Consider the following 23,006-nt stretch of genomic DNA (forward strand, 5'->3'; position numbering starts at 1 on the left):
CGTTCTTTCTGCTAGCCTCGATCGAGAGTCGGGAAAGGCAGGAGAGGCCGATGTCGGAAGCGCGCGCACGATTGCTCGACACCGCGAGCAGGCTGTTCTACGCGGAAGGGCTCCATACCGTCGGCGTCGAACGCATCCTTGCCGCCGCCCAGGTGACACGGGCGACGATGTACCGGCATTTTCCCGGTAAGGACGATCTGGTCGTCGCCTATCTGACAGAGGCCGACGAACTGATCCGCACGCAGGTCGAGGCCGCGCGCGGCGGGAAATCGACCGCCGGCGACGTCCTTCGCGCCGTAGGCCGGCTCCTCGCCGACGGCATCCGGGCGCCGGGCTTCCGCGGATGTGCGTTCCTCAACGCGGTGGCCGAATATCCCGACCCCGCACATCCCGTCCACAAAGCCGTTCTCGCGCACCGGCAATGGTTTCTCGCCACGATCACCGACCTCTTCGCCGCGACCGGCGACGCCGATCCGGGACCTGCCGCCCGGCATTTCGTCATGCTGCGCGACGGCGCGATGGCGGCCGGTTGCCTGACCGATCCGGATCCGGTCTGTGAGACGTTCCTGCTCGGAATCGAAGGACTGCTGAATACGCGCGAACGCGCCCGCCGGGAACCGGGGGCGTAGGGGTCACCCCGCCTATCGGACCGGGTGGGCGTCGACCTCGATGAGCATGCCGCGGAGGGTGTAGCCGCCGATCGCATCGTTGAATCCGACTCGGGGCGGGGTCCGCATACGAACCCCCGGCAGGGCGAGCAATTTGCCGAGGAAGATATCGGCCTCCACGATGGCGATCGTGGAGCCGGGGCATTTGTGCGCACCGTCTCCGAAGGAGAGCACCGGCGCGGTGGCGTCCGTGCGCGTGCGCCCGGGGCATACCGCCAGGGGGTCTTCGCCGACCGCGCTTCGATCGGTATTGGTGGCGGCGACGTCGATATCGATGAGCTCTCCGGCTCCGACGGTGACCGACGATCCGTCCCCGGCGCAGAGTTCGACGGGTGCCGTGGTGCGGCGCCGGAGGTGCGCGACAACGGGTTCGAGCCGGAGGATCTCGTGCAGGATCGCGAGGCGTTCCGGTTCCCCACCGGCGCGGTAGCGGTCGTGGAGGTCTTGGTCGGCGAACAGATGCCAAGCGGCGAGGCCGATGAATTCGCGGGTCGTGACCATACCCGCGGCGGCGAAGGTGATGCATTCGCCGAGGATCTCGACCGCGGAGCAACCCTCGTCCAGCAGATGCGAGATCAGGTCGTCACGGCGCTCGGCGCGGCGGGCGCGCACCGCCGGTCGCACATCGCCGAGATAGATACCCGACCAGTTCCGGGCCTGCCGCCATACCCAGTAGAGGCCGTTGAGGGACGTGAACCCCGGTGAGCCGAACTCGTCGGGGAAGAACCGCTCCAGGCGCCCGGTCAGCCCGGGGCGGCTCTCGGTCAGGCCGATCACCGCGCATGTCACGTCGATGGCGAGGCCGAAGGCGAGGTCCGAGAGGTCCGCGCGCCCGCTGTCACGAAGGATGGACAGCTGCCGGTCGGCCAAGCGGCCGATGACACCACGATAGGACTCGTCGACCCGCCGGGGCGTGAAGAATCGCGCGGTCTGCCGCCGGTGTTCGCGATGCTCCGGACCGTCCCGGTACAGCACCGGACGCCGGATACGAGTGGGCAGATTGTCGAGTGTCTCCACGCCGAGCCCGGCCTGGACGGTATCGAGGCTGCGCAATACGGCGCGGGCGGTGGCGTAGTCCCGGACGAGCCAGGTTCCCTCGGCGTCCCGGGCGATCGGGCAGGCGGCGGGGGTGTCCCCCCGGTCGATCTTGCGTGCGTCGGTGCTGTCGGTCGGCATGGCCGGCGGTCCTGTTCGTCGTCGCGATATCGGGCGGTGCGGCTGCCCTCGGCAGCCGCGGCACGACGGGGCCGGGCCGTCCGATCCTCCGCCTCCCTCCTCCGATTATGGTGCGTGAGAACAGCTTCTATCGCTTTTCGGGATTCGCCCCGGCTACGACTGCGGCGCGCGGGCGATACCGGATCCGACGTCCAGGGGATCGGCATCCGCGGCGAGCCCGTCGAAGGTGGCTGTGGGAGCGCTCAGGAAATATCGATATCGGCGAAGATCGCGGCATGATCCGAGGCGGCGTGCACCTTGCTGGTCATGGTGTCGAAATGGGGGAACAGGGTGCCGTGGGTGCCGCCCCAGACGCCTTTTCGGAATATGCCACCGGCCGTCATCCGGTCGGACAGGCCCGGTGACAGCAACAGGTAGTCGATCTTGTTGTTTTTCGTGCCGTTGCCGAACGTTCCGGGACGGTCCTCGTCGGGATCGCCGTCGTCGAAGTTCGGGGCCGCCGAGAAATCGGTGAGGTCGGTTTCGTCCAGGAGCGGCTTCAGGGGAGCGCTGCCCGGTATATCGTTCAAATCTCCCATGACCACGATGTGCTCGATACCTTCGGCGCGCCGTTCCCGGTAGATCCGGGCGACCTCCTCGGCCTGCCTGCGCCGGCGCTTGTCACTCGTTGCCTGATTCGAGCCGAATTTGCTCTTCAGATGATTCACCAGTACCAGCAGCGACCGGCCGGCCAGGCCGGTGTCGCCGGGAAAGGTGAAGTGGTACTCCGGGCAGTCGCGGCTGAAGACGCGGTTGCCGAACGGACCGTCGTCCACATGGGACCGGATATCACGGATCGGGTATTCGTCGGTGGCGAGGATCCCGACGTCGATGCCGCGGCTGTCGTTACCGTCGATCAACATGACGCGCGGGTACCGGGGTGCGCTGCCGTCGGGGATCAAGGCGTCGCCGAAGCGGCGCAGCGCGATCCGGTCCTCGGCCTCTACGACGCCGACGATATCCGCGCCGACCTCTCGGATGACCCGGGCGGTATGAGAGACGGCGAGTGCGTCGATACGGTCCTTGATCAGATCCACCCAGCCCACCCAATCCGCACGGCCCTCCGCGACCACGACGACGGCGTCCTCGCCTCCGGGTGGGCGCTTCAGCAACTGCCCCCGGATCTTGCGCAGGACGGCGAAAGTGCCCTTCCGCTCGGGGTCTCCGTCGTCGAGCAGCAGGCGCAATTTCTTCAGCAGCCGGAGGATGCCGGCTTTATCGGCCGCGGTATAGGTCTCGTGCCCGAACAGGGTGTTCACCTGTGCGTGGGCATCGAGGATTTCGGTGGCGACCGTTTCGGGCGCGCTCATGGCCCGCGGCCGGGAAAACAGGTTCTCGACGTTGTAGGCGGCGATTCGCAGGTGGTCGGTGGGCATTCCGGTCTCCTTCCGGTGCTCGGTGGGGTCATTGGTCTGTCTCGGTCAGGAATCCGAGCACATAGGCGCGGACCGCGTCGGCGGCACCGTCCACGTCGTCGAGGAAGTGCCGGCGCCGCTCCGGGCCGGATACTCCGCCGTAGTCGGTGACGACGGCGATGAGCGTGTGCGACGACTGCGGTTCGAGCCGGACCAGGCACAGTCCGTACGGCGATGGGTGCGACCTCATAGGCCCAGGGTCGCGCACCCGGTGTCACCGGTGCGTTGCCGTCTGTCCGGTGGTGGGCGGGCCTGTACGGCGCCGGCGGGCCAGGGTGCTCGAATCGGTATGGGCGGTCGCGGCGGCTGTGACAGCCCGGTGACGCTCGCGAATTATGCTTACCTGCTATTAAACGCGGACAGTGAGCCGAGGTCATGGACACTCCGAGTCGGCGAGGCGACCCGGAAAGCGTCGCTTCGTATCTGCATTTGTTCGGCGGACCGTATGTCACGGTCGGCGCGCAGCGCTGTGAGGTCGCGGAGGGCAGTAAACGGCTGTTGGCTCTGCTCGCGTTACGGCGCGGCCGGGTGGAGCGCTGCTGCGCGGCCGGTCTGCTCTGGCCGGGTGTCCGTGACCGGCGGGCCGCCGGGAACTTGCGTTCGGTGCTGTGGCGGCTGCGTGCGGCGGGCCTGGAGCTGGTGGCCTCCGACCAGGTATCGCTCATGCTGCGCGCCGATGTCCGGGTCGACGTGGACGAGGTGAGCGCCTGGGCGCGGCGGTTGATCCGAGGCGCCCCCGCACCGGCGGACCTGGTGCTCGACCCGGCTGTCGACGCGGCCCTCGATCTGCTGCCGGGGTGGTACGACGATTGGGCGATCTTCGAACGCGAACGTTTGCGGCATCGGGTCCTGCACGCCCTGGAGAATCTCAGCAGGCTCCTGTGTGCCCGGGACCGGTGCGCCGAGGGCGTGGAGGCGGCGTTGCTCGCGGTCGGAGCCGACCCGATCCGCGAAAGTGCCCAGCAGGTGCTGATAGAGGCGCACCTGTCCGAGGGCAATATCGGCGAAGCGAGGCACGCCTACACCGTTTTCCGCCGGTTGATCCTGCATGAGCTCGGTGTGCCGCCGTCGCGGCGGCTGACGTGTCTGCTCGCGCAACCGCCGGGGCCGATCGACGGCCGTGGCGCCGATCTCGACAACAGCCGCTGCGATCAGCGGACATCTCTGCCAGGTGGGTGAATCATGAATTATCGCGGACATATCCATGCGGCATGGCTCGAACAGATCCGGGCCGCGGCGAAACGGTACGCGGCCACCGAGACCACGCGCGAGGACATCGAGGAGCGGCGCAGCAGACAGGAGAGCCCGGTCGTCGATACCCCGGAGCAGATCAGCGCCCGGGTGCAGCGCCTCGTGGTCCACGGTGAGATGCCGGTCGAGGCCATGGTCGAAGCGGGCAGGACCGAGCCCGCCGACCGGATCACCACCCTGGAACGGATCATCGGCGCGAGCAACGAGCTGCAACCGGCCAACTTCCTGGCGCGGGGGGCGCGCACGGCGGCCTCGGTCGCGCGGATTTCACTGGGCCGCAACGGCCGTGAGATCCCCATGGGCACCGGATTCCTGGTTTCGCCCAGACTGCTGCTCACCAACAACCATGTACTTCCCGACCAGGACTCCGCGGCGCAGGCCTTCGTCGAATTCGGCGCCGAGACCACGATCGACAACGAGCCGTCGCTACCCTCGAGGTTCCGTCTCGATCCCGATTTCTTCGTCACCGACGAACATCTGGACTTCACCCTCGTGCCGGTCCGGCCGGGGTCCGACGGCAGGATGCCCGCCGACGTCGTCGGCTGGTGGAACCGGCTGGTCGTGGACCAGGGCAAGATCGTCGTCGGTGAGGCCATGAACATCATCGGCCATCCGATGGGCCGCCTCAAGGAGATCGGGATCCGCAAGAATCAGCTCGATCTGCAGCTCGACAATTTCCTGCACTATTCGACGGATACCGAACCGGGAAACTCCGGCTCCCCGGTTTTCAACGATCAGTGGGAAGTGGTCGCGCTGCACCATTCCGGTGTGCCGAGCACCGACGACCAGGGCCGGATTCTGCGTCGCGACGGGGCTGTCTGGAGCCGGGACGACGGTGACGACGCGATCGGCTGGACGGCGAACGAGGGCGTGCGGATCAGTGTGATCCTCGGCCACCTGGCCGGACTCGCCCGTACCGCGCGCCATCAGGAGTTCTTCGCGGAACTCGGCCCGGATTCCGGGCTCACGGCCGCGGCGCCGGACATGATCTCGATGCCCGCCCCGGAAGCAACAGCGTTCACTTCTCCCACCGCGGCCCCCACCGCGGCCCCCACCGCGGCACCCGCCGGGGACCGCCGCGGTATCGCCGCCCGCCCGGATGCCTTCGGCGGCACCCGCCACCTGGTCTTCCTGCACGGCCGCAGTCAGCACGGCCGTGATCCCGAGCTCTTGCGCCGGGAGTGGACCGCCGGACTGAACAAAGGGCTCACCCTCGCCGGATTCGGATCGCTGGATCCGGCCGATGTGTACTTCCCGTTCTACGGCGACAGATTGGCGGCACTACTGCACACTCCCGAGACAGCGGAGACGACCTCCGAGGCCGTGGCCCTCGACCATGCCGTGGCGATGGCGCCGCCCGCGCCACCGGCCCGCGCCGTCTACGAACAGCTTCTCGAGGACGCGGCCACGGAAGCCGGGCTCCCCGAAGAAGAATCGGCGCATCCCACCGAGACCGAGGGGCTGGGTGCGCTCGGCAGCATGGTCGTCGGCAAAGTGCAGCGACAGCTCGGCTGGATCGCCGCACGCAGTGACCTGGACGACCTCATCATCGCGCAGGTCTTCCGCGATGTCGCCGCCTACCTCGCCGACGAGCAGACCCGGCACGCCGTCCTCGAGTGTGTTCTCGAAACGGTTCCCGAATCGGGGCAGCTCACGCTGGTGAGTCATAGTCTGGGCACCGCCGTCGCCATGGATCTCCTCACTCTGCTCACGCCCCGTGTCGACGTCTCCGTCCTCGTCACGGTGGGCAGCCCGCTCGGGCTGGACGCGGTGCACAGCAGACTCCTGGTCCGGGGCCCGCACCGGCCCGAGCGAGTGGGAGACTGGCTCAACGCCTGGGCGGCGGTGGATCCGATCACCATCGGATGCCCGCTACGACACGTCTGGAAGGGGCAGCTCCGGGAGATCCCGGTCGACAATCCCGGGGAGCGCGCACACAGCATCTCCGAATACCTCGCGCACCCGGCCGTCGCGCAAGCCGTCCACAGCGGCATCGCGTCCACGTGAAGGCGGGCTCGGTGCACTCCGTCGCGCCTCCGGCCGGGTAATGCTCAGCGGAGTTCGTCTTCCGCGGCCGCGAGCGCGGCGAATTCCTCGTCGGGGGAACCGGCGACGAGCCGGGTCCGGCTGTAGAGGGCGAAATACAGCATGAACAGCACGAATACGATCAGGCAGCCGAAGGCGGCGGTGGAGTCGACGAGGAAGGTCGCGATCACCGACAGCACGGCGACCACCAATGCGAAGCCGGCGGTGACGAGACCGCCGGGGGTGCGGTAGGGCCGTTCCATCTCCGGTTCCCGGATCCGCAGCACGATATGGCTGATCATCATGAGCACGTAACTCAGCGCCGCGCCGAACACCGCCATATTGAGCAGCGTCGCGCCGTTGCCGAAGATCGACAGTACGAAACCGATCACCCCGGGCACGATCAGCGCGAGCGCGGGAACCTTGCGCGCGTTGGTGATCGAGAGCCCGCGCGGCAGGTAGCCCGCGCGGGAGAGCGCGAACAGTTGCCGTGAATAGGCGAAGATGATGGAGAAGAAGCTGGCGACGAGACCGGCCAGGCCGATGTAGTTGACGACCGTCGCCGCGGCGCCCGAGCCCAGCGCTTCGACGAGCGGGTTGCCGGAGGCCTGCATGGCCGCCGCCCCGCCGGCCCCCGGAACGAGAACCAGCACCACCGCTCCCGTGACGACGAGGACGGTCATCGCCGCGATGATGCCGCGCGGCACGTTGCGGGCAGGGTCGCGCGCTTCCTCCGCGGCGAGCGGGACCCCTTCGACGGCCAGGAAGAACCAGATCGCGAAGGGCAGCGCGGACCAGATTCCGAGATAGCCGAACGGCAGGAATTCGCTCGCGCCGGCGGCATCCGGGTCGGGGGCGATATCGGTCAGGTTCGACCACGAGAAGCTGCCGAGGCTCGCGACCGCGAAGATCACGAGACCCACGAGCGCGATCGCGGTGATGACGAACATCGCCTTCAGGGCTTCACCGACCCCGGCCAGATGGATGCCGACGAAGAGCGCGTAGACGGCGAGGTACACCCACCAGCCGTCGACGATGCCGAACAGGCCGAGGGATTCGACGTAGGCGCCGATGAACGTGGCGATCGCGGCCGGCGCGATCGAATATTCGATCAGCACCGCGGTTCCGGTCGCGAATCCGCCCCACGGGCCCAGAGCCCGGCGGGCGAAGGTGTAGCCGCCGCCCGCCGTCGGCAGGGCGGCCGACATCTCGGCCATGCTCAGCACCATCGCGCCGTACATCGCCGCGATCACGACCGTGGCGACCGCCAGCCCGCCGAACCCGCCCTCGGCCAGGCCGAAGTTCCATCCGGAATAGTCGCCGCTGATCACGTAGCTGACGCCGAGCCCGGCCAGCAGCACCCAGCCCGCGGTTCCGGTGCGCAGGGTCCGCTTGCCGAGGTATTCCTGGTCGGTCCCGGAGCCGGACCCGCCGGGTGTGGTGACGCTCATTCGATACTCCCCGCAACGATGCTGCCCGTCCGGATCTCGTCTCCGCCGGGTCGACAGAGGACATCTGGACAGCGTGAGAGTAATGATCCGATATTTCACAACACTTGCGGGCGTGTTTCGGCGGCGAGTACCCGGACCTCTCCGCGCGGCGGGCCGATGAGTTCCGCGGCCGTGTCCGGTCGACACATCAGAGGAGATTCATCCGAGCCCTGGGAGGAACCATGACCGAGCCCACCGCCGGCGCGCTGCCCCCGATCGTCGATCGGCGGACCTGGCAGGCCGCGCTCGACGATCTACGGGTGCGGGAGAAGGCCGCGACCCGGGAGCTCGATGCCATCGCCGCGCAACGCCGCAGGTTGCCGATGGTCGAACTCCCGGACTACACGCTGATCGGTGCCCACGGCCCGGTCCGGCTGGCCGATATCTTCGACGGCCGCTCCCAGCTCATCGTCTACAACCACATGTGGTCCGACGGCGCGGAATGGCAGTGCGGCGGCTGTACGAGCCTCACTTCGCAGTACGTGCGGCTGGGCTTCCTCGAGCCCTACGATGCCCGCTTCGTCGTCGTCACCAACGGACCCATCGACGAAGCGATGGCGTACCGGGCGAAGGTGGGCAACACGATGGACTGGTACTCGTCGTCGGAGAGTTCGTTCGGCGCCGACGTGGACGCGCCGCCCGGCGGCGGTTTCGCGGTGAACGTGTTCCTCCGGGACGGCGCCACGGTCTATCGCACCTGGCATACCAGCGGCCGCGGTACCGAACAGCTGAGCTACACCTTCGCGCTGGTCGACCTCCTGCCGTGGGGCCGCCAGGAGGATTGGCAGGATTCACCCGGCGGATGGCCGAAATCGCCGGCCTACTCCAAATGGCTCGACTCGCCGGATATCGCCCGGCTCTATGGGCCCGGTGGCGACGCCGCGGCGGGGCCCGCCGGTAACCGGTGACCGGCCCGGGCCGGCCGCGCGACGTGCGCGACCGGCCCGGCGTGGTCGATCAGTGTGCGAACACCAGCCCTTCCTCGCCGGTATCGGCCGCCTTGTCCGGTGCGGAGAGCTGGACGATCCGGCGCGGCAGCGCGACCGCGACCACCGCGCCGACGAGAGCGGTAGCGGCGCCGATGAGGAACGCGATGGTGAACCCGCGGTCCAGGTAGAACACCGCGCCCTGGGTCATCTCCGGCGGGATCGGCGCGATATAGGAGTTGTTGAGGACCGTGAAGGCGACGACCGGCAGCACCGCCGGGAATACGCTCTGGGACACCCCGACGATGCTGGCGGTGCTCGCCTGCAACTGCGGCGGGACCGCTTCGATCAGCAGGTTCGGTACCGCCGCATAGGCCATACCCATACCGGTGCCGAAAACGCCGGCGAAGACGATGAGCAGCGGCTTACTGTCGTGGACGACCGCGGTCAGGGCGAACCCCGCTCCCATCAGCAGCATGCCGGTGGCCATCAGCGGGCGGGGCCGGATATCGCGGCCGACCAGCAGCCCCACCAGCACGCCGCCGACGACCACCATCAGTCCGATGGGTGCCTGGAAGATCGCGAAACCCTCTGCTGTGACACCGAATCCGTAACCGAGGCCCAGCGCGGCCGGAGTCATGGCGAGCATCGGCAGCAGGATGGTGAACAGGCCGCTCGACCCGTAGCACAGTCCGGCGCCGAGGGTGGTCAGCAGAACCGAACGACGCCCGAGGACGTCGAGGTCGATCAGCGGTTCCCGGATCATCCGGGCGGTCACCGCCCAGACCAGCAACAGCACGATACCGCCGGCCAGGTACGCGAGCGTCGCTCCGTCGCGCCAGCCCCAGGTCGGGCCGAAGCTCACCGCGACGAGCACACCGGCGATCCCGCCACCGAGCAGCACCGCGCCGAACAGATCGATCCGGGAGCGCAGCCGCACCGGCGATTCGGCCGTGGTCAGGAAGATCAACGCGCCCAGGACCGCGAGGCCGATCACGAAGAACCAGAAGATGCTGCGGAACCCGTGATTGTCGATCAGCCAGCCGGTGAGGAACGGTGCGGGGATGGCGATCAATCCCATACCGCTGGTCGCGATGCTCACGGCCAGCGCGATCGTTCTCGCCGGGAACACATCCCGGATCAGCGAATAACTCAGGAACAGGCAGGGGACCAGCAGCCCGGTGAGCGCCCGGCCCGCGATCAGCACCGCGTAACTGCCCGCGACCGCGGAGACCAGCGATCCCGCCGCCGCCACGGCCACGCAGCCGAGCAGCGCCTTACGTTTGCCGAACATATCCGCCAGCTTGCCGATCAGCGGTGCGGTCACCGCGCCTACCAGCAGGAACGCCGTCAACAGCCAGGCGCCCTGGGTGGTCCGGTAGTGCGCGGCGATCGACGGCAGCGCCGTCGAGATCATCATGTAGCTCACCGCGAGCATTTCGAGTAGGAGCACGATCGAGGCGAGCGAGAAGATCAGCCGGGGTGTCCAGCGCTGCGGAGCGTCGGACGTGGGGGTGGGAGCGACCATCATCGGTCCTTTCGGGTGGTTCCCGCATTCGACTAGCGATCGGAATGCGTAACCGACATCACACTTTCTCCCCGCCGGTCACTGATCGGCCGATCCCACCCATCGGGAGACGAGTATGCCTGATAGGCATATCGAGACAGCTGATTCAGCGTTGACCAGCTGTTTGTGCGTGTAGCACACCCCTTCGGCCGCCGCCGCCGCGAAAACTGCCACACCACGGGAGCACTCGGTCGGCACGCCGAGGCCGCCGGATCGCTGGTCTTCGCTCACCGGGGCCGGGTCACTCGGCGGGGCGGATTCGCTCGCCGTGGGGGAGAACCCAGGCGGCGGCGACGACGGATCCGCTGGCCGGGTCGGTGACATCGGCGACGAAATGCCAATCCATCCGGACCCGGTCCGCGGTCACGTCGAGGACGCCGTAGCCGTGCGATTCGAGATCCGCGTACCGGATATGCCGGTTGAGGGCGCGTATCGAGGTGGCGAGGGCGGCCGAGGCGGTATGCGGGGGTCCCGGAAGCAGATCGCCGATCGCGGCCGAGGTCACCGACGGGACGACGAACTCGGCGCCGGTGGTCGGGCCCGCCGGATAGTCGGCCGCGTCGAGCGGGACGTCCGATGCCCAGGAGCTGTGGATATCGCCGGTGAGGAAGACGACGTTCGAGATCCGGTGGTCGGCGAGCGCGGTCAGCAACCGGTGGCGGTCGGCGGGGTAGCCGTCCCATTGATCGGTGTTGGGGGCCAGGCCTTCCCGCGGTATCCCGAGTGCTCCGCTGACCGTGGCCGTCGTATCAGGATCCAGCGGCGGGAACGCCAGTGGAGCGATCATCACCGACGTGCCGACCAGTTGCCAGCGCGTCGCTCCGGACACCAGGCCGGCGGTCAGCCAGTCCATCTGCTGCGAACCGGTGAGGGTCCGGGCCGGGTCGTCGACCTCGCGGGCGCTCGGACCCGGCTGGATATCGCGGTAGCTGCGCAGATCCAGCATGGACAGCTCGGTGAGTGTTCCGAACCGCAGCCGGCGGTAGATCCGGATACCGCCGGCGTCGGTCTCGGCGCGTACCGGCATCCATTCGAGGTAGGCGCGTATCGAGGCGGCCCGGCGTTGCTGCCAGCTGCCCTCGGTCGCGGGGTCGTGGTTCTCGGCGCCGCCGGACCAGGCGTTGTTGGCCGATTCGTGGTCGTCCCAGGTGCAGACGAACGGCACCCGGGCGTGCAGGGCGGCGAGGTCGGGGTCGGTTTTGTACTGTGCGTGGCGGATTCGGTAGTCGGCGAGGGTGACGGTTTCGTGGGCGGGTTCGTGGCGGCGCACCGCACCGGAGCGGCCGCCGAATTCGCCGGGCGCGTACTCGTACAGGTAATCGCCGAGGTGGACAACCGCGTCGAGATCATCGCGGGCGGCCATATGCCGGTAGGCGGAGAAGTAGCCGGCCTCCCAGTTCGCGCACGAGACGACGCCGAAGCGTATGTGCGCGGGCTCGGCGCCGGCGGCGGGCGCGGTGCGGGTACGTCCCACCGGTGACCGTTCGCCGAGTGCGGTGAACCGGAAGTAGTAGTCGGTGCCGGAGGCCAGACCACGGACGTCCACCTTGACCGTATGGTCGGACTCGGCGCTCGCGGTGACGGTTCCGGCGGCGACGACCGTGCCGAAGGCGGCGTCGCGGGCGATCTCCCAGTGCACGGCGGCGGAGGCGCCGAGGCCCGAGCCGGGAACAGCGTCCGGGGCGGTGGTCACCCGGGTCCATAGAAGGATGCCGTCCGGCAGCGGGTCACCGGAAGCGATACCGTGCCCGAACACCGGGACCGCGGCGCGGGCGCGGCCCGCCGGTAGGGCGAGAGCGGCCGCGGAGGCCACGGCTCCGGCCTGGAGCAGTGTTCTGCGGCCCACCGGACCCGGGCTCGTCCACACCGTGCTGTCTGCGCTCACGTGCACCGATCCCAGCCGAACGGGCGCGGATCGGCAAGCCGAAGCGCCGGATACCGGGGTTGTTCGTGGTGTGCGCCACTACGCGCCCCGGTCGCAGTGACCGGGGCGCTCGCCACGGTGGTTCACACCGGCGTGGGCATGGCACCCGGTGACGACGCGGGAGCCGCCGGCCGTAGCCGGGCGATGATGCCGGTGAGGTCGGTGGTGAACAATGCCGGCCGGAAGACGTGACCGCCGGACACCTCGTGCGAATCATGGGGGATACCGGCGTTGTTCAAACGGGTACGGAACTCTCGCTGCCCGGCGAGTACCTGGGTTTCGTTCACGCTGTCGAACCAGTTGACCGGACTCGGACTGGTGCCGGCGACCAGGAAGATGCGCTTGTTCCGGTATCTTTCGACCCGTTCGACCGGGTTGTCGGCGGTGACCCGGGCCTGGTTCCAGAACGGCGCGCCGTAGATCGTGCCGCCGCCCAGTTCCACCGCCGCCGAGGACAGATTCGCCCAGTGGACGACCAGGCCGAAATCGCGACGCAGACTGGCCGGCCCGGAATGGCTGCTGACCGAGGCGAAATGGCCGGGGTATTTGGCCAGGTACTTCAGCGCGCCGAAACCACCCATGGAGAACCCGGAGACCGCGCGGCCGTCGGTATCGGCGTAGGTGCGGAAGTTGGCCTCGATCCAGGGGATCAGCTGGGCGATGTGGAACGTTTCCCAGTTGCGCGGGCCGGCGAACGAGCTGACCGGGTTGGAGTACCAGCCCGCGTGGCCGCCGTCGGGCATCACGACGATGATCGGTTTCCCGGCGGTCAGGTCGCGGATGCCGAGGAAATCGAAGGTGCGGAAATCCTCGTTGCCGCCGTGGAACAGATAGAGGACGGGATAGGTGAGTCCGCTGGTGCGGTAGTCGGCCGGGAGCAGGACGTTCACTCCGGGGTTCCAGCCGATCGCCTGGGTCTGGAACCGGTAGTACCACATACGGGTGTCGTCCTCGTTGCTGTCCACGATCGTCAGCCCGAACCCGTCACTGCGTCCCGTGAATACGACCAGTACGGTCCCGGCGGTGACGGCGTCGGGGTCGGCGATCTCGTTGACGGCGGTGATCAGCGGTGCGAACGAGGTATCGCCGTAGAAGCGTGACGCCAGCTCGGGCAGGGTGTCTCCCGCGAGAACCGTGTATCCGGCCAGCTCGGGAACGATCAGCCGATCCCCCGCGTCGATCGTGTCCGGGTCGGTGATTCCGCTGGCGGTGGCGATGAAGCGGTGGAGTTCCGCGTCGCCGTAGTAGTGCGCCGCCAGGGCCGGGAGTGTTTCCCCCGCGGCGACGGTGTGCCCGGTGAAACCGGGAACGACGAGTCGCCGGCCGGCTTCGACGGCGCCGGGTTCGGTGATTCCGCTGGCGGTGGCGATGAGCCGGTGGAGTTCCGCGTCGCCGTAGAAACGCAATGCCAAGGCGGGCAGCGTTTCCCCTGTGACGACCGTATGTGTTCTGACCATGCGAATCACCCCTTGATAGCAGATTGCTCTAGTGTCCATCGCGGGGAATTCGTTGTCCAGTACTCTTTTCCGTGGTCGACCGTGCAACGGAAAGTGTTGCAGCAGTGCGAGAGTGCGGTCGCAGACCTGGTTTCGGAGGTGTGCCTGCGCCGCGAGGCGCGAGCGACTGCTGCGAGAGTGGTTGGTGATCTAGAACACTGTTCCGATCTCGAGGCGGGGGAGAGCGTCGTGTCGTTTCGGCGCTACCGCATTCCTCCGTGGCCCGCGGATGTGCGGGCACGCATCCGCGCGGCGGGGATCAGAACCGTTGTGTGCCAGCGGTCCTCCTCCCAGAGGTGTTCGGGAAGCGGCCGGTCCGGACCGCGGTCGAGGGGCGCGGCGACACCGATCACCAATGTGGTGCGTTCGATCAGGCGGCGTCGTCTGCGGGTGAGCGGGCCGGAAACCTCCAGTACCCCCGGTCCGGGACCGATGGTCGTGGGGATATCCATCCGCAGCGGTTCCGCTTTCCAGGTGGTGGGGCGGGCGCAGTTCCGGGCGAGGTACAGGCGCGGAGCGTCCTCGGTGCCGAATGTGAGAGCGGCCAGGACCTCGTCGGCGCCGGGGAGGGCGAAGAGATCCCAGAAACCCGCCGACAGCCAGGAATGGATCGGGAGCGCGATCGTCCGGTCGTCCCGGACGATCGCCGGGGGAGTGATCTGCAGGAGGGTGATATCACTCGTGGACGTGCGCATTCTCGTGCTCGATTGTCGGCCCATGGCCATCAGGTGCCGGCGACCATGCTGCCATAGGGAACGGCCTCCAGGAGGGTCACCCGGATTTCGGCGCCGTTGGGTACACGGTACGTGCGTTGTTCGCCGCGGTGTGCCCCGGTGAGTGCGGCGCCCAGGGGCGAATCCGGTGAATAGACCTCGAGTTCGCGGTGTTCGGCGTCGCGGTTTCCGAGCAGGAAGGTTTCGGTATCGCCGGCGTCGTCGTAGCGGACGGTGAGCACCATGCCCGGCTCGGCGATACCGTCGTCGGGCGGGTCCTGCCCGAATACGGCATGGCTCAGCAGGTCACGGATATGCGCGATCCGGGTCAGGCGGAGATGCCGGGCGGTGACCGGATCGTCGGAGTCGGCATGGCCGGCGCCACCGCCGGCGTCGGCGGCCAGCAGCTCGGCCAGTTCGGCCCGGAGCCGGTCGTATGCCTGGGGTGTGAGCCAGATGGGTGCGCCGGTGGTCATATCGGTCCTACGTTCGATCGGTTGGGTGGTCCGGCCGTCGGGGCGGCGGAGGGAGAGGAGGGCCGCCCCGACGGCAGAACTCCGTGGAGCCGGGTACGACGAACACCGGCTCCACGGATGGGGAAATGGTTCAGGGGTCAGCCGGGTATCGGGCGACCTGCCCGGTACCGTGCCGCTCGTTCGCGGTCGAGCCGACTCGTTGTGCGCGCCATGCCCACCTCCCACGTCGAACGATGCGCTGTCCCAGTCATCATGGCGGAGAGGCCAGCCCGGTCGCATGTCCGATCAGGACAATTCCATCCCCTCGGGTTGTCCGAGTGCCACAACGGCCGGTTTCACCCGAAGGCGGCGAGGTCGATCGTCATGGCCAGGCGCGCGCGGGCGTCCTCGAGGTCGAGCGCGGCGGTGACCTCACGCATTTTCCGCAGCCGGTTGCGGACGGTGTTCGGATGAACCCCCAGCCGGGCACCGGCATCGGCCGGATCGCCCTGGGCGTCGAGCCAGGCGCGCAGGGTCGCGACGAAATCGGTGGCGTGCTCGCGGTCGTACCGGCGTAATTCCGCGATCGGGCCGCGCGCCGGAATCCGGCCCGACCGCGCGGCCGTCCGCAAGCGCTGCAGCAGGATCTCGCCCCAGGACTCGTCGTAGGCGGGAACGGCAGGATCCGTGGCGCCCTGTTCGTCCAGGGCCAGACATTCGTCGGCCTCCTGCCGGGACGCGGGCAGATCGGTCGCCGTGGCCGGTCCGCCGATACCGGCCGAAACCGTCACCCGGGCGGGCAGTGCCGCCCGCAGGGCCGTCACCCAATCACGTGCCGCCTGCACCCGCTCACCGGGCAGGATCGTATACACGGTGTTGTCGGCCAGAGCGCTGCGGCCCGGCCTCGACCAGCCGAAACCGAACGTCGCCTGTTCGAAGGCGAGCAGCAGCCCGGCATGACGTTCGGCCGCGACCCGGGCCCGCACCGCCACCACCCGCAACGGCACCGGCGCCAGCCCGAGCCGGCCCGTTACGGTTGCGGCGTCCGGACTGCCCTCCAGCAGCCGGATCACCAGATCGGATTCCACCTGACGTTCCAGGTCCGCGCTCGCCCGCGACCGGAGCAGATGCTGGGCCACCGTGCGGGCGCCCTCGACCAGTGCCGTCCGCCGCTCGCGGGGTAACGGCGCCGCGCAGGCCACCCATACCGAACCCAGCAGTTCCCGGCCCACACGGACGGCGACGACCATCCGCCCGCCGAACCCCCGTCCGGTGTCCGGTGCGACGAACACGGGCTCCTCGGAGCTTTCCAGCTGCGCGTACACGCCCCGGGATTCGAAGAGTTCCCGCAGGTGATCGGGTTGCCGGCGGTGCAGCACCGTCTCCGCCAGGGCATGGTCGGCTCCGCGCTGCAGCGTGGAGTGGGCCATCACCCGCGACAGTGGATCCTCGATGGTCACCGCGCCGTCCACGGCGACCGCCAGGCTGTCCGCCAACGCGAAGAGGTCCGTCGGTCCGCGGCCGGACGCGGTCTCCCGGCCCTCGAGCACGAGCCCGTATACCACCCCGGCGAGCTGACTCCACGACACCGCGGGGTCGACCACCAGCACTGCCACTCCGTCCCCGGGACCGGACTCCCCGGAGGCGGTGGCGGCGTCCCCGCGCACGAGGACGGCCACGGCCCGCGCCGCCCGGGCCGCGGTCACCGCCTCCCGGAGCGACCGGGCGCCGACGGCGAGGAAGATATCGCCGGTCGCCGTCTCGTCTCCGGCCGCGTCGAACATCGCGACACTGCGGACCACGGTCTCCCGCGGGACCGGGCAGCAGCGCAATCGCACACCGTATCCGCCCAGCACGTTCACGAGATGGTCCAACCGCACCATGAACGACTCCTGTTCAGCCTGGTCCGGCCACCGTAGCCGTCGCGGTCAGGATCTCCGAGCCGCCCTCCGGTGGCCGTCGCGGCGGATCGGTCACGGTGTACGGCGTCGGCCCGCCGCCACTACCGCCGGTACGCCGCACCGGGGTGGTCCGCGGCCAGCCGCGGCCCGGCTCCGCCCAGCTTCTCCCGCAGGGTCGCGCGCTCGGTACGCTCCGGAACCCGCCCCCGGCGCCGCAACTCCGGTACCACGAGACGGGAGAAGTCGGCGAAAGTCCCTGGTGTGGTCACATACGCGATATTGAAACCGTCGACATCGGCCTCGTCGACCCAGCGTTCCAGTTCGTCGGCCACTTCACCGGGCGACCCGGCGACCACCGGCCCGCGGCCGCCGATGCCGAGCGAGGCGGCGAGTTCGCGCGGGGTCCAGGTGCGGGTCGGGTCCGAGGTGAAGGAGGTCAGGGCCGACCGGTTCGCGTCGGTTTCCACATGGCGCAGCGGCCGGTCCGGGTCGGCCCGCGACAGATCCACGCCGGTCCACCCGCCGAACAGGGCGAGCGCTCCCTCGAGGCTGACGTACTGCTCGTAGGAGCGCCGCGCCGCCAGCGCCTCCTCCCGGGTTCCGGCGACGATCGGCGTCAGCATCGTGAACACCTTGATCGAACGTGGGTCGCGGCCGAGGTCGGCGGCCGCCTCGCGCAGGGCCCGCACCGGGCGTCGCACCACCTCGGGGTTCGGGCCGGAGACGAACACCGCTTCCGCGTGCGCGGCGGCGAACCGCACTCCGCGCGGGGAGGCGCCGGCCTGGAACAGGGTCGGGGTGCGCTGTGGGGACGGTTCACACAGGAAAGGGCCCGGAACCGTGAAATAGCGGCCCTCGTGCTCGATATCGTGGACTTTGGCCGGGTCGGTGAAAACTCCGCGGCGTGGGTCCCGTTGCACGGCATCGTGTTCCCACGATGCTTCCCAGAGCTTGTAGCAGACCTCTAGATACTCCTCGGCGATCTCGTACCGTTCGTCGTGCGGAATCTGTTCGTCCAGTCCCAGATTCCGCGCGGCGCCGGTGAGATACGAGGTGACGATATTCCAAGCGACGCGGCCGCCGGTGAGGTGGTCGAGCGTGGTGAGCCGGCGGGCCAGCGCGTACGGCTGCTCGTAGGTCAGCGAGATGGTGACCCCGAAACCCAGGCGTTCGGTGACGGCGGCCATCGCCGAGACCGCCAGCGTCGGATCGTTCACCGGGAATTGCGCGGCATCGGTGACGGCGGCGTCGCGGGAACCGCCGTAGACGTCGTAGGCCCCGAGCACATCGGCGAGGAACAGCGCGTCGAAGCCCCCGTCCTCCAGCAGGCGGGCGAGGTCGGTCCAATAGCCGAGTTCGTGATAGCGGTGCCCCTGGTCGGCGGGATGCTTCCACAATCCCGGCGACTGATGGCCGACGCAGGCCATATCGAAGGCGTTGAGGTAGATACGTGTCATCGGACCTCGTCCAGATCGTCGCGATAGGTATCGCGGGCCGCTACGGCCGCCAGCGTCGTCAGGGCGGACAGCGCGATGAAATAGCCGACGATCAGCCACGGCCGGCCGCCACCGGCCACCAGGAGCGCGGCGGCGATGAGTGGGGCGAATCCGCCGGAGAGCACCGCTCCGAGGTGATAGCCGAGTGAGCTTCCGCTGTAGCGGACCCGGGTATCGAACAGTTCCGCGAACCACGCTGCCTGCGGCCCGTACATGGCGTCGTGCAGAACGTTGACGCCGAAGACGATCGACAGTACGACAGCGATCTCCGAGCCGCTGTCCACGGCCAGGAAGAACAGGATGAGGGCACCGGGACCGCAGACCGCGCCGAACAGGTACAGCGGCCGCCGCCCGATACGATCCGACAGACGCGACCACAGCGGGGTGCTGAGCAAGCCCAGCGCCGAGGCGATGAGCACGGCCACCAGACCCACGGAGCCGTCCCCGGCGAACTCGTCCTGGATATAGGTCAGCGAATACGTGGTCAGCAGGACGAACAGGCCGATCTGGGCGAGCCGCAATCCGGTGGTCAGCACGACATTCCGCGGCCGGGTGCGCAGCACCTCGACCACCGGCAGCCGGGCCACCGCACCGTCCGCCCGCAGCCTGCCGAATATCTGCGCGTCGGTCAGCCGCAATCGGATCACCAGTCCGACCGCCACGAGCAACACGCTGAGCAGGAACGGGATCCGCCACGCGCCGTCGAGGAACGCCTGTTCACCGGCCGCCGCCCGGACCGCGTAGAAAACGCCTGTGGCCAGAAGCATTCCGGCGGGCGAGCCGAGCTGGGTGAAGCTGCCGTACCAGCCGCGCTGCCCGCGCGGCGCGTGCTCGACCGACAGCAGCGCCGCCCCACCCCATTCCGCGCCGACCGCCAGACCCTGCAACACCCGCAAAGTCGCGAGGAGAGCGGGGGCGGCGAGACCGGCCTGCGCATAGGTGGGCAGGACACCGATCGCCGCGGTGGCGGCCCCCATCAGCAGTAACGCACCCACCAGCACGATCTTCCGGCCGATCCGATCGCCGAGATGTCCGGAGATGATCGCACCCACCGGGCGGGCGCCGAAGCCGGCCGCGTAGGTGGCGAAGGTCGCGAGAGTGCCCGCGGTGGGCGAGACATTCGGGAAGAACAGCGGTTTGAACACCAGCGCGGCGGCGGTCGCGTACAGGTAGAAGTCGTACCACTCGATGGTGGTGCCGACCATACTGCCGAACGCCACGGTCCGCGGTGACGGCCGGTTGGGGGCGGGGGCCTCGGCACGGTCGGTCGCGATACTCACCGGCGGGAACCTAGTGGCCGGCAGCGGCGGGGCAGAGGTTTGTTCTCCCCGTGATCACAATCCGCGGACTTCTCCGTGGTCAGCGCCGGCCGATCGACCCCAGCCAGCTCTCGGTGAGAACGTCGAGCATCTCGTCGTGCCCCGCTCCCCACTGCCCCGGAGTCCAATTCCGGGCCACATGATCCAGTTCGGTGATCGCCAGCACGCTCCGGAGCCGCCGGGTCGCGGCCGGGAACCTTCCGGCCCGGCCGAGTCCGTCCTCGATATCGCCGATCGCCTCGTTCAGCCATTCGTCGAACAGCCCGCGGATTTCCGGATCCACCGCCGCCGCCTCGAACGCCGTGGTGGTGTAGGGCCGGATCGTGTCCCAGCGCTGCGCGCTCGCCGCGAGCCAGGCGCGGATCCGCTCGCGTGACCCGTCCTCGGCCACCGCGACCAGTTCCCGTTCGGTGGAACCGTGCTCGTCGGACGGCACCCGGTTCAGCGCGGGATTGAGGCGTTCGGTGATGAGGGCCTTCATGAGATCGACCTTCGAGGGGAAGTACGCGTAGAAGGTCACCCGCGTCGTTCCCGCCGCCGAGGCGATGTCGTCGACCTTGGTCGTCGCGTAACCCTTCGATACGAACAGTTCGAGACCGGCGTCGAGCAGGAGTGTGCGGGTCATCTCCTTCTGGGCCTCACGCAGCGTCGCCATGGCATCAGCGTAGAGCACGACGGCCGGGTTCCTTCCCTAACGCTCGCGCTGGATGCATGCTGATCGAATACTTGACGGTAAGTCAAGCGATGTGACAGCTCTCGGATGACGCGGGATGCCCCGCCGAACGGCCGTCCGGAGGTCCGGGCGGTCAGGCGGCCGTGCGAGGGGTTTCGCCGCGTTTCGGGTAGACGCCGTGACCGACCTGCAGGACCGAAAGCCGGTCGGCCAGCCGGGTACTGAACCGGCGCACGATGTCGTAGACGCGGGCGTCCTTGCCGATCACGACGCGACCTCTGCCCTGGGCGGTCGCGTCGACCATGCGGCGGGCGACCCGCTCGGGATCGGCCGAGAAGGCCTTGGCGAGCTTCTCGGGGGCGCCGAGTTGGCGGGCGACCTTGCGGACGAGGTCGGTCCACACCGCCCCCGGGAGCACGGTGGTCACGGTGATATTCGAACGGCCACGCAGATCCTGGGCGAGCCCGTAGCCGAACAGGGCGAGCGCGGCCTTCGACGCGCCGTATATCGCCGACCCCGGAACCGGGACGATCGCCGACAGGCTGGAGGTGTTCATGATGACCGCTTCCGGACGGTCCAGCAGATGTGGGAGGAAGGCCCGGGCCATCCACACCGCCCCGAAGAAGTTCACCCGCATGATCAGTTCGATCCGGTCGTCGCCGAGCTCGGCCACGGTCTGCAGTTCCTGGGCGATACCGGCGATATTGAACAGTCCGTCCACCGGGCCGTGGGCCGGGATCACCGAGTCCGGGAACGCCGCCACCGCCGCACGGTCGGAGATGTCGAGCGGAAAGCCGGTGAAACGCCGCGGGTCCGAGACCAGCGCGGCGGTGCCGGCCAAGGCCTCTTCGTCGAGATCCGCGCCGAGGACGATCGCGCCCCGTCCGACCAGTTCCCGCGCCACGCAGCGGCCGATTCCGTTACCGGCCCCGGTGACCACGAATACTCTTCCCGCGACCTGCACGCCGGACTCCTCCACTCACTGTTCAGCGGATTCAACGTAACAGGGCTCCGCGGCCGGTCCGACGGCCGTATCACGACCGGGGTATCCGGTATGCCACGATTGCCCGCGCCGCCGAGTTCATCGCCCGACTCTTCGCGAACGGAGCATCCGTGGACGCCAGCACGCCCGACGCCGCGACCATCGTGTCCACGGAACCGGAATCGTTTCCGTGGACGGTGCTGACCCGCCGTCATCCGGCGATCCTCGACCAAGTGGGCGACGCGCATCCGTATCCGCCGGACATCCGCCGGCGTCTCGACGACCTGCGGGACGAGATCACGGGAACTGTGCGGCCGTTGCCGGAAGGCCGCGCGGGGAAGACCCAGTGGGACCGATGGGGCCGGCGGATGTACAGGCGCCGATGGCTGGACGTCCCGTTCCTGTGGGCCGAGAGCTACTTCTACCATCTGCTGCTGGACGCGGTCGGCTACTTCGAACCCGGGCCCTGGCAGGGCATCGACCCGTTCACCCGGAAACACGCCGAACTCGCCGATCCCGCGCTCGCCGCCGATATGACCGCGGCCCCCGATCTCACGGCCGCGTCGCCTCCGGAACGCACCGCGGCGCTCGTGCGCGCCGCACTGTGGGGTAACCGGGCGGATCTGGGTTTCCGGCTGTCCGGTCCGGCGGCGGCCGAATCGCCCGGCGACATCCTCGACGATCACACCGACGCGGTGGCCGACCATCTCAACGGTCACTCGATCGGATCGATCGGCCTGATCGCGGACAACGCCGGCCGCGAGCTGATCCCGGATCTGCTGCTCCTCGACCACCTGCTGCGGCTGCACCGGGAACTATCCGTCGAGCTTCACCTGAAACCGCGGCCCTACTACGTGTCCGACGCCACCACCGCCGATCTCCTGGACACCCTCGAACGTCTCGCCGGTATTCCGGGCCCCGCGAGCGCGGCGGCCGTCCGCCTCGGCGCCGCACTGCGGTCCGGACGCCTGCGGGTCCGCGCCCACGAGTTCTACTGCGCGCCCTGGTCCTTCCATCATCTTCCGGACGACCTGACCGCCGATCTCGCGCGAACGGACACGGTGATACTCAAAGGCGATCTCAACTACCGGCGGCTGGTCGGCGACCGGCACCGGCCGGCCACCACGTCGTTCGCCGCACTCACCGAGTACTTCCCCACCCGGGTGATCGCGCTGCGCACCCTCAAATCCGAGGTCGCCGCGGGTATCGACGCGACCCTGCTCGCCGGCCTCGAAGCCACCGATCCGGGGTGGCGAACCAGTGGCTCCCACGGAGTCGTGCAGATGCGGGGAGCGCGCGGGGTCTGAGCCGGCGCGTTCGCGCTGTGCCCATCGCCGGATCATTCCCGGCAACGCTCGCTGTCGGCCGGACCGTCCGGCAGTTCGCTTACATAGAAGTCGTTCAGTTGACATCATGTAAGGAAATATGGCACCGTCTCTAGCGACGGCGTGACCGCAGTCACTGACCCCGGAATGCGGCATATCAGCCGG

General features: G+C 68.7%; 19 protein-coding genes. 5 read left to right on the forward strand and 14 right to left on the reverse strand.

The genetic code is table 11. From position 1 onward, the window contains the following. Positions 1-50: 50 nt before the first annotated feature. Entirely contained in the window at positions 51-629 is a 579-nt protein-coding gene (locus tag ACZ6SF_RS03420; protein ID WP_466060372.1) for a TetR/AcrR family transcriptional regulator, read from the forward strand. Between the two features lie 12 nt (positions 630-641). Here ACZ6SF_RS03420 and ACZ6SF_RS03425 read toward each other — a convergent pair whose 3' ends face one another. From ACZ6SF_RS03425 to ACZ6SF_RS03435, 3 genes are all read right to left on the reverse strand, one after another. Continuing rightward, a complete protein-coding gene (locus ACZ6SF_RS03425; RefSeq protein ID WP_466060373.1) occupies positions 642-1,844 on the reverse strand; it encodes a cytochrome P450 in 1,203 nt (400 codons plus the stop codon). 242 nt (positions 1,845-2,086) lie between these two features. After that, positions 2,087-3,259 carry an endonuclease/exonuclease/phosphatase family protein gene (locus ACZ6SF_RS03430; RefSeq protein WP_466060374.1) on the reverse strand — a complete coding sequence of 391 codons (1,173 nt, stop codon included), beginning with the start codon at positions 3,257-3,259 and terminating at the stop codon, positions 2,087-2,089. Between the two features lie 28 nt (positions 3,260-3,287). After that, complete coding sequence (locus tag ACZ6SF_RS03435) at positions 3,288-3,488, reverse strand: hypothetical protein (RefSeq protein WP_466060375.1); 201 nt, start codon at positions 3,486-3,488, stop codon at positions 3,288-3,290. Between the two features lie 185 nt (positions 3,489-3,673). Here ACZ6SF_RS03435 and ACZ6SF_RS03440 point away from each other — a divergent pair, with 185 nt between their 5' ends. Together ACZ6SF_RS03440 and ACZ6SF_RS03445 are read left to right on the forward strand one after the other, a co-directional pair. Then, the gene (locus ACZ6SF_RS03440) at positions 3,674-4,477 is read left to right on the forward strand and encodes an AfsR/SARP family transcriptional regulator (protein ID WP_466060376.1); all 804 of its coding nucleotides are present in this window, start codon (positions 3,674-3,676) and stop codon (positions 4,475-4,477) included. A 3-nt stretch (positions 4,478-4,480) separates the two neighbouring features. Then, a complete protein-coding gene (locus ACZ6SF_RS03445; RefSeq protein ID WP_466060377.1) occupies positions 4,481-6,556 on the forward strand; it encodes a trypsin-like serine peptidase in 2,076 nt (691 codons plus the stop codon). 44 nt (positions 6,557-6,600) lie between these two features. On the opposite strand, the gene eat is transcribed toward ACZ6SF_RS03445, so the two are convergent. Next, positions 6,601-8,025, reverse strand: a complete 1,425-nt coding sequence (gene eat / locus ACZ6SF_RS03450; protein ID WP_466060378.1) for an ethanolamine permease — start codon at positions 8,023-8,025, stop codon at positions 6,601-6,603. 221 nt (positions 8,026-8,246) lie between these two features. On the opposite strand from eat, the gene ACZ6SF_RS03455 reads away from it, so the two are divergent. Beyond that, positions 8,247-8,972: a DUF899 domain-containing protein gene (locus tag ACZ6SF_RS03455; protein ID WP_466060379.1), complete on the forward strand. Its 726-nt coding sequence runs from the start codon at positions 8,247-8,249 to the stop codon at positions 8,970-8,972. A 49-nt stretch (positions 8,973-9,021) separates the two neighbouring features. On the opposite strand, the gene ACZ6SF_RS03460 is transcribed toward ACZ6SF_RS03455, so the two are convergent. The 10 genes from ACZ6SF_RS03460 to ACZ6SF_RS03505 all read right to left on the reverse strand — a co-directional run bounded on the left by ACZ6SF_RS03460 (position 9,022) and on the right by ACZ6SF_RS03505 (position 21,498). Further along, complete coding sequence (locus tag ACZ6SF_RS03460; protein WP_466060380.1) at positions 9,022-10,518, reverse strand: MFS transporter; 1,497 nt, start codon at positions 10,516-10,518, stop codon at positions 9,022-9,024. Positions 10,519-10,798: 280 nt separating this feature from the next. Beyond that, positions 10,799-12,442 carry an alkaline phosphatase D family protein gene (locus ACZ6SF_RS03465; protein WP_466060381.1) on the reverse strand — a complete coding sequence of 548 codons (1,644 nt, stop codon included), beginning with the start codon at positions 12,440-12,442 and terminating at the stop codon, positions 10,799-10,801. 122 nt (positions 12,443-12,564) lie between these two features. Then, positions 12,565-13,938 (reverse strand): alpha/beta hydrolase-fold protein, encoded by a 1,374-nt coding sequence (locus tag ACZ6SF_RS03470; RefSeq protein WP_466060382.1) that lies wholly within the window; start codon positions 13,936-13,938, stop codon positions 12,565-12,567. Positions 13,939-14,180: 242 nt separating this feature from the next. Next, positions 14,181-14,672, reverse strand: a complete 492-nt coding sequence (locus tag ACZ6SF_RS03475) for a hypothetical protein (RefSeq protein WP_466060383.1) — start codon at positions 14,670-14,672, stop codon at positions 14,181-14,183. Between the two features lie 29 nt (positions 14,673-14,701). Continuing rightward, complete coding sequence (locus ACZ6SF_RS03480; protein ID WP_466060384.1) at positions 14,702-15,166, reverse strand: GreA/GreB family elongation factor; 465 nt, start codon at positions 15,164-15,166, stop codon at positions 14,702-14,704. A 335-nt stretch (positions 15,167-15,501) separates the two neighbouring features. Then, complete coding sequence (locus ACZ6SF_RS03485) at positions 15,502-17,028, reverse strand: PucR family transcriptional regulator (protein ID WP_466060385.1); 1,527 nt, start codon at positions 17,026-17,028, stop codon at positions 15,502-15,504. 119 nt (positions 17,029-17,147) lie between these two features. Then, complete coding sequence (locus ACZ6SF_RS03490) at positions 17,148-18,503, reverse strand: LLM class flavin-dependent oxidoreductase (protein WP_466060386.1); 1,356 nt, start codon at positions 18,501-18,503, stop codon at positions 17,148-17,150. Beyond that, positions 18,500-19,747, reverse strand: a complete 1,248-nt coding sequence (locus ACZ6SF_RS03495; protein ID WP_466061327.1) for an MFS transporter — start codon at positions 19,745-19,747, stop codon at positions 18,500-18,502. Before ACZ6SF_RS03495 ends, ACZ6SF_RS03490 begins: the two co-directional genes overlap by 4 nt. Before the next feature lie 154 nt (positions 19,748-19,901). Then, on the reverse strand, positions 19,902-20,534 hold the full coding sequence (locus tag ACZ6SF_RS03500; protein WP_466060387.1) for a TetR/AcrR family transcriptional regulator: 633 nt from the start codon (positions 20,532-20,534) through the stop codon (positions 19,902-19,904). 133 nt (positions 20,535-20,667) lie between these two features. After that, entirely contained in the window at positions 20,668-21,498 is an 831-nt protein-coding gene (locus ACZ6SF_RS03505) for an SDR family NAD(P)-dependent oxidoreductase (protein ID WP_466060388.1), read from the reverse strand. 149 nt (positions 21,499-21,647) lie between these two features. On the opposite strand from ACZ6SF_RS03505, the gene ACZ6SF_RS03510 reads away from it, so the two are divergent. Further along, positions 21,648-22,823 (forward strand): damage-control phosphatase ARMT1 family protein, encoded by a 1,176-nt coding sequence (locus ACZ6SF_RS03510; protein ID WP_466060389.1) that lies wholly within the window; start codon positions 21,648-21,650, stop codon positions 22,821-22,823. The last annotated feature ends 183 nt before the right edge of the window (positions 22,824-23,006 follow it).

The organism is Nocardia sp. NPDC049935 (assembly GCF_055586645.1).

Bases quoted from the DNA above. Each gene is read 5' to 3' on its own strand.
- ACZ6SF_RS03420 (WP_466060372.1), top strand. From the start codon at position 51: ATGTCGGAAGCGCGCGCACGATTGCTCGACACCGCGAGCAGGCTGTTC.
- ACZ6SF_RS03425 (WP_466060373.1), bottom strand. From the start codon at position 1,844: ATGCCGACCGACAGCACCGACGCACGCAAGATCGACCGGGGGGACACC.
- ACZ6SF_RS03430 (WP_466060374.1), bottom strand. From the start codon at position 3,259: ATGCCCACCGACCACCTGCGAATCGCCGCCTACAACGTCGAGAACCTG.
- ACZ6SF_RS03435 (WP_466060375.1), bottom strand. From the start codon at position 3,488: ATGAGGTCGCACCCATCGCCGTACGGACTGTGCCTGGTCCGGCTCGAA.
- ACZ6SF_RS03440 (WP_466060376.1), top strand. From the start codon at position 3,674: ATGGACACTCCGAGTCGGCGAGGCGACCCGGAAAGCGTCGCTTCGTAT.
- ACZ6SF_RS03445 (WP_466060377.1), top strand. From the start codon at position 4,481: ATGAATTATCGCGGACATATCCATGCGGCATGGCTCGAACAGATCCGG.
- eat (WP_466060378.1), bottom strand. From the start codon at position 8,025: ATGAGCGTCACCACACCCGGCGGGTCCGGCTCCGGGACCGACCAGGAA.
- ACZ6SF_RS03455 (WP_466060379.1), top strand. From the start codon at position 8,247: ATGACCGAGCCCACCGCCGGCGCGCTGCCCCCGATCGTCGATCGGCGG.
- ACZ6SF_RS03460 (WP_466060380.1), bottom strand. From the start codon at position 10,518: ATGGTCGCTCCCACCCCCACGTCCGACGCTCCGCAGCGCTGGACACCC.
- ACZ6SF_RS03470 (WP_466060382.1), bottom strand. From the start codon at position 13,938: ATGGTCAGAACACATACGGTCGTCACAGGGGAAACGCTGCCCGCCTTG.
- ACZ6SF_RS03475 (WP_466060383.1), bottom strand. From the start codon at position 14,672: ATGCGCACGTCCACGAGTGATATCACCCTCCTGCAGATCACTCCCCCG.
- ACZ6SF_RS03480 (WP_466060384.1), bottom strand. From the start codon at position 15,166: ATGACCACCGGCGCACCCATCTGGCTCACACCCCAGGCATACGACCGG.
- ACZ6SF_RS03485 (WP_466060385.1), bottom strand. From the start codon at position 17,028: ATGGTGCGGTTGGACCATCTCGTGAACGTGCTGGGCGGATACGGTGTG.
- ACZ6SF_RS03490 (WP_466060386.1), bottom strand. From the start codon at position 18,503: ATGACACGTATCTACCTCAACGCCTTCGATATGGCCTGCGTCGGCCAT.
- ACZ6SF_RS03495 (WP_466061327.1), bottom strand. From the start codon at position 19,747: ATGGTCGGCACCACCATCGAGTGGTACGACTTCTACCTGTACGCGACC.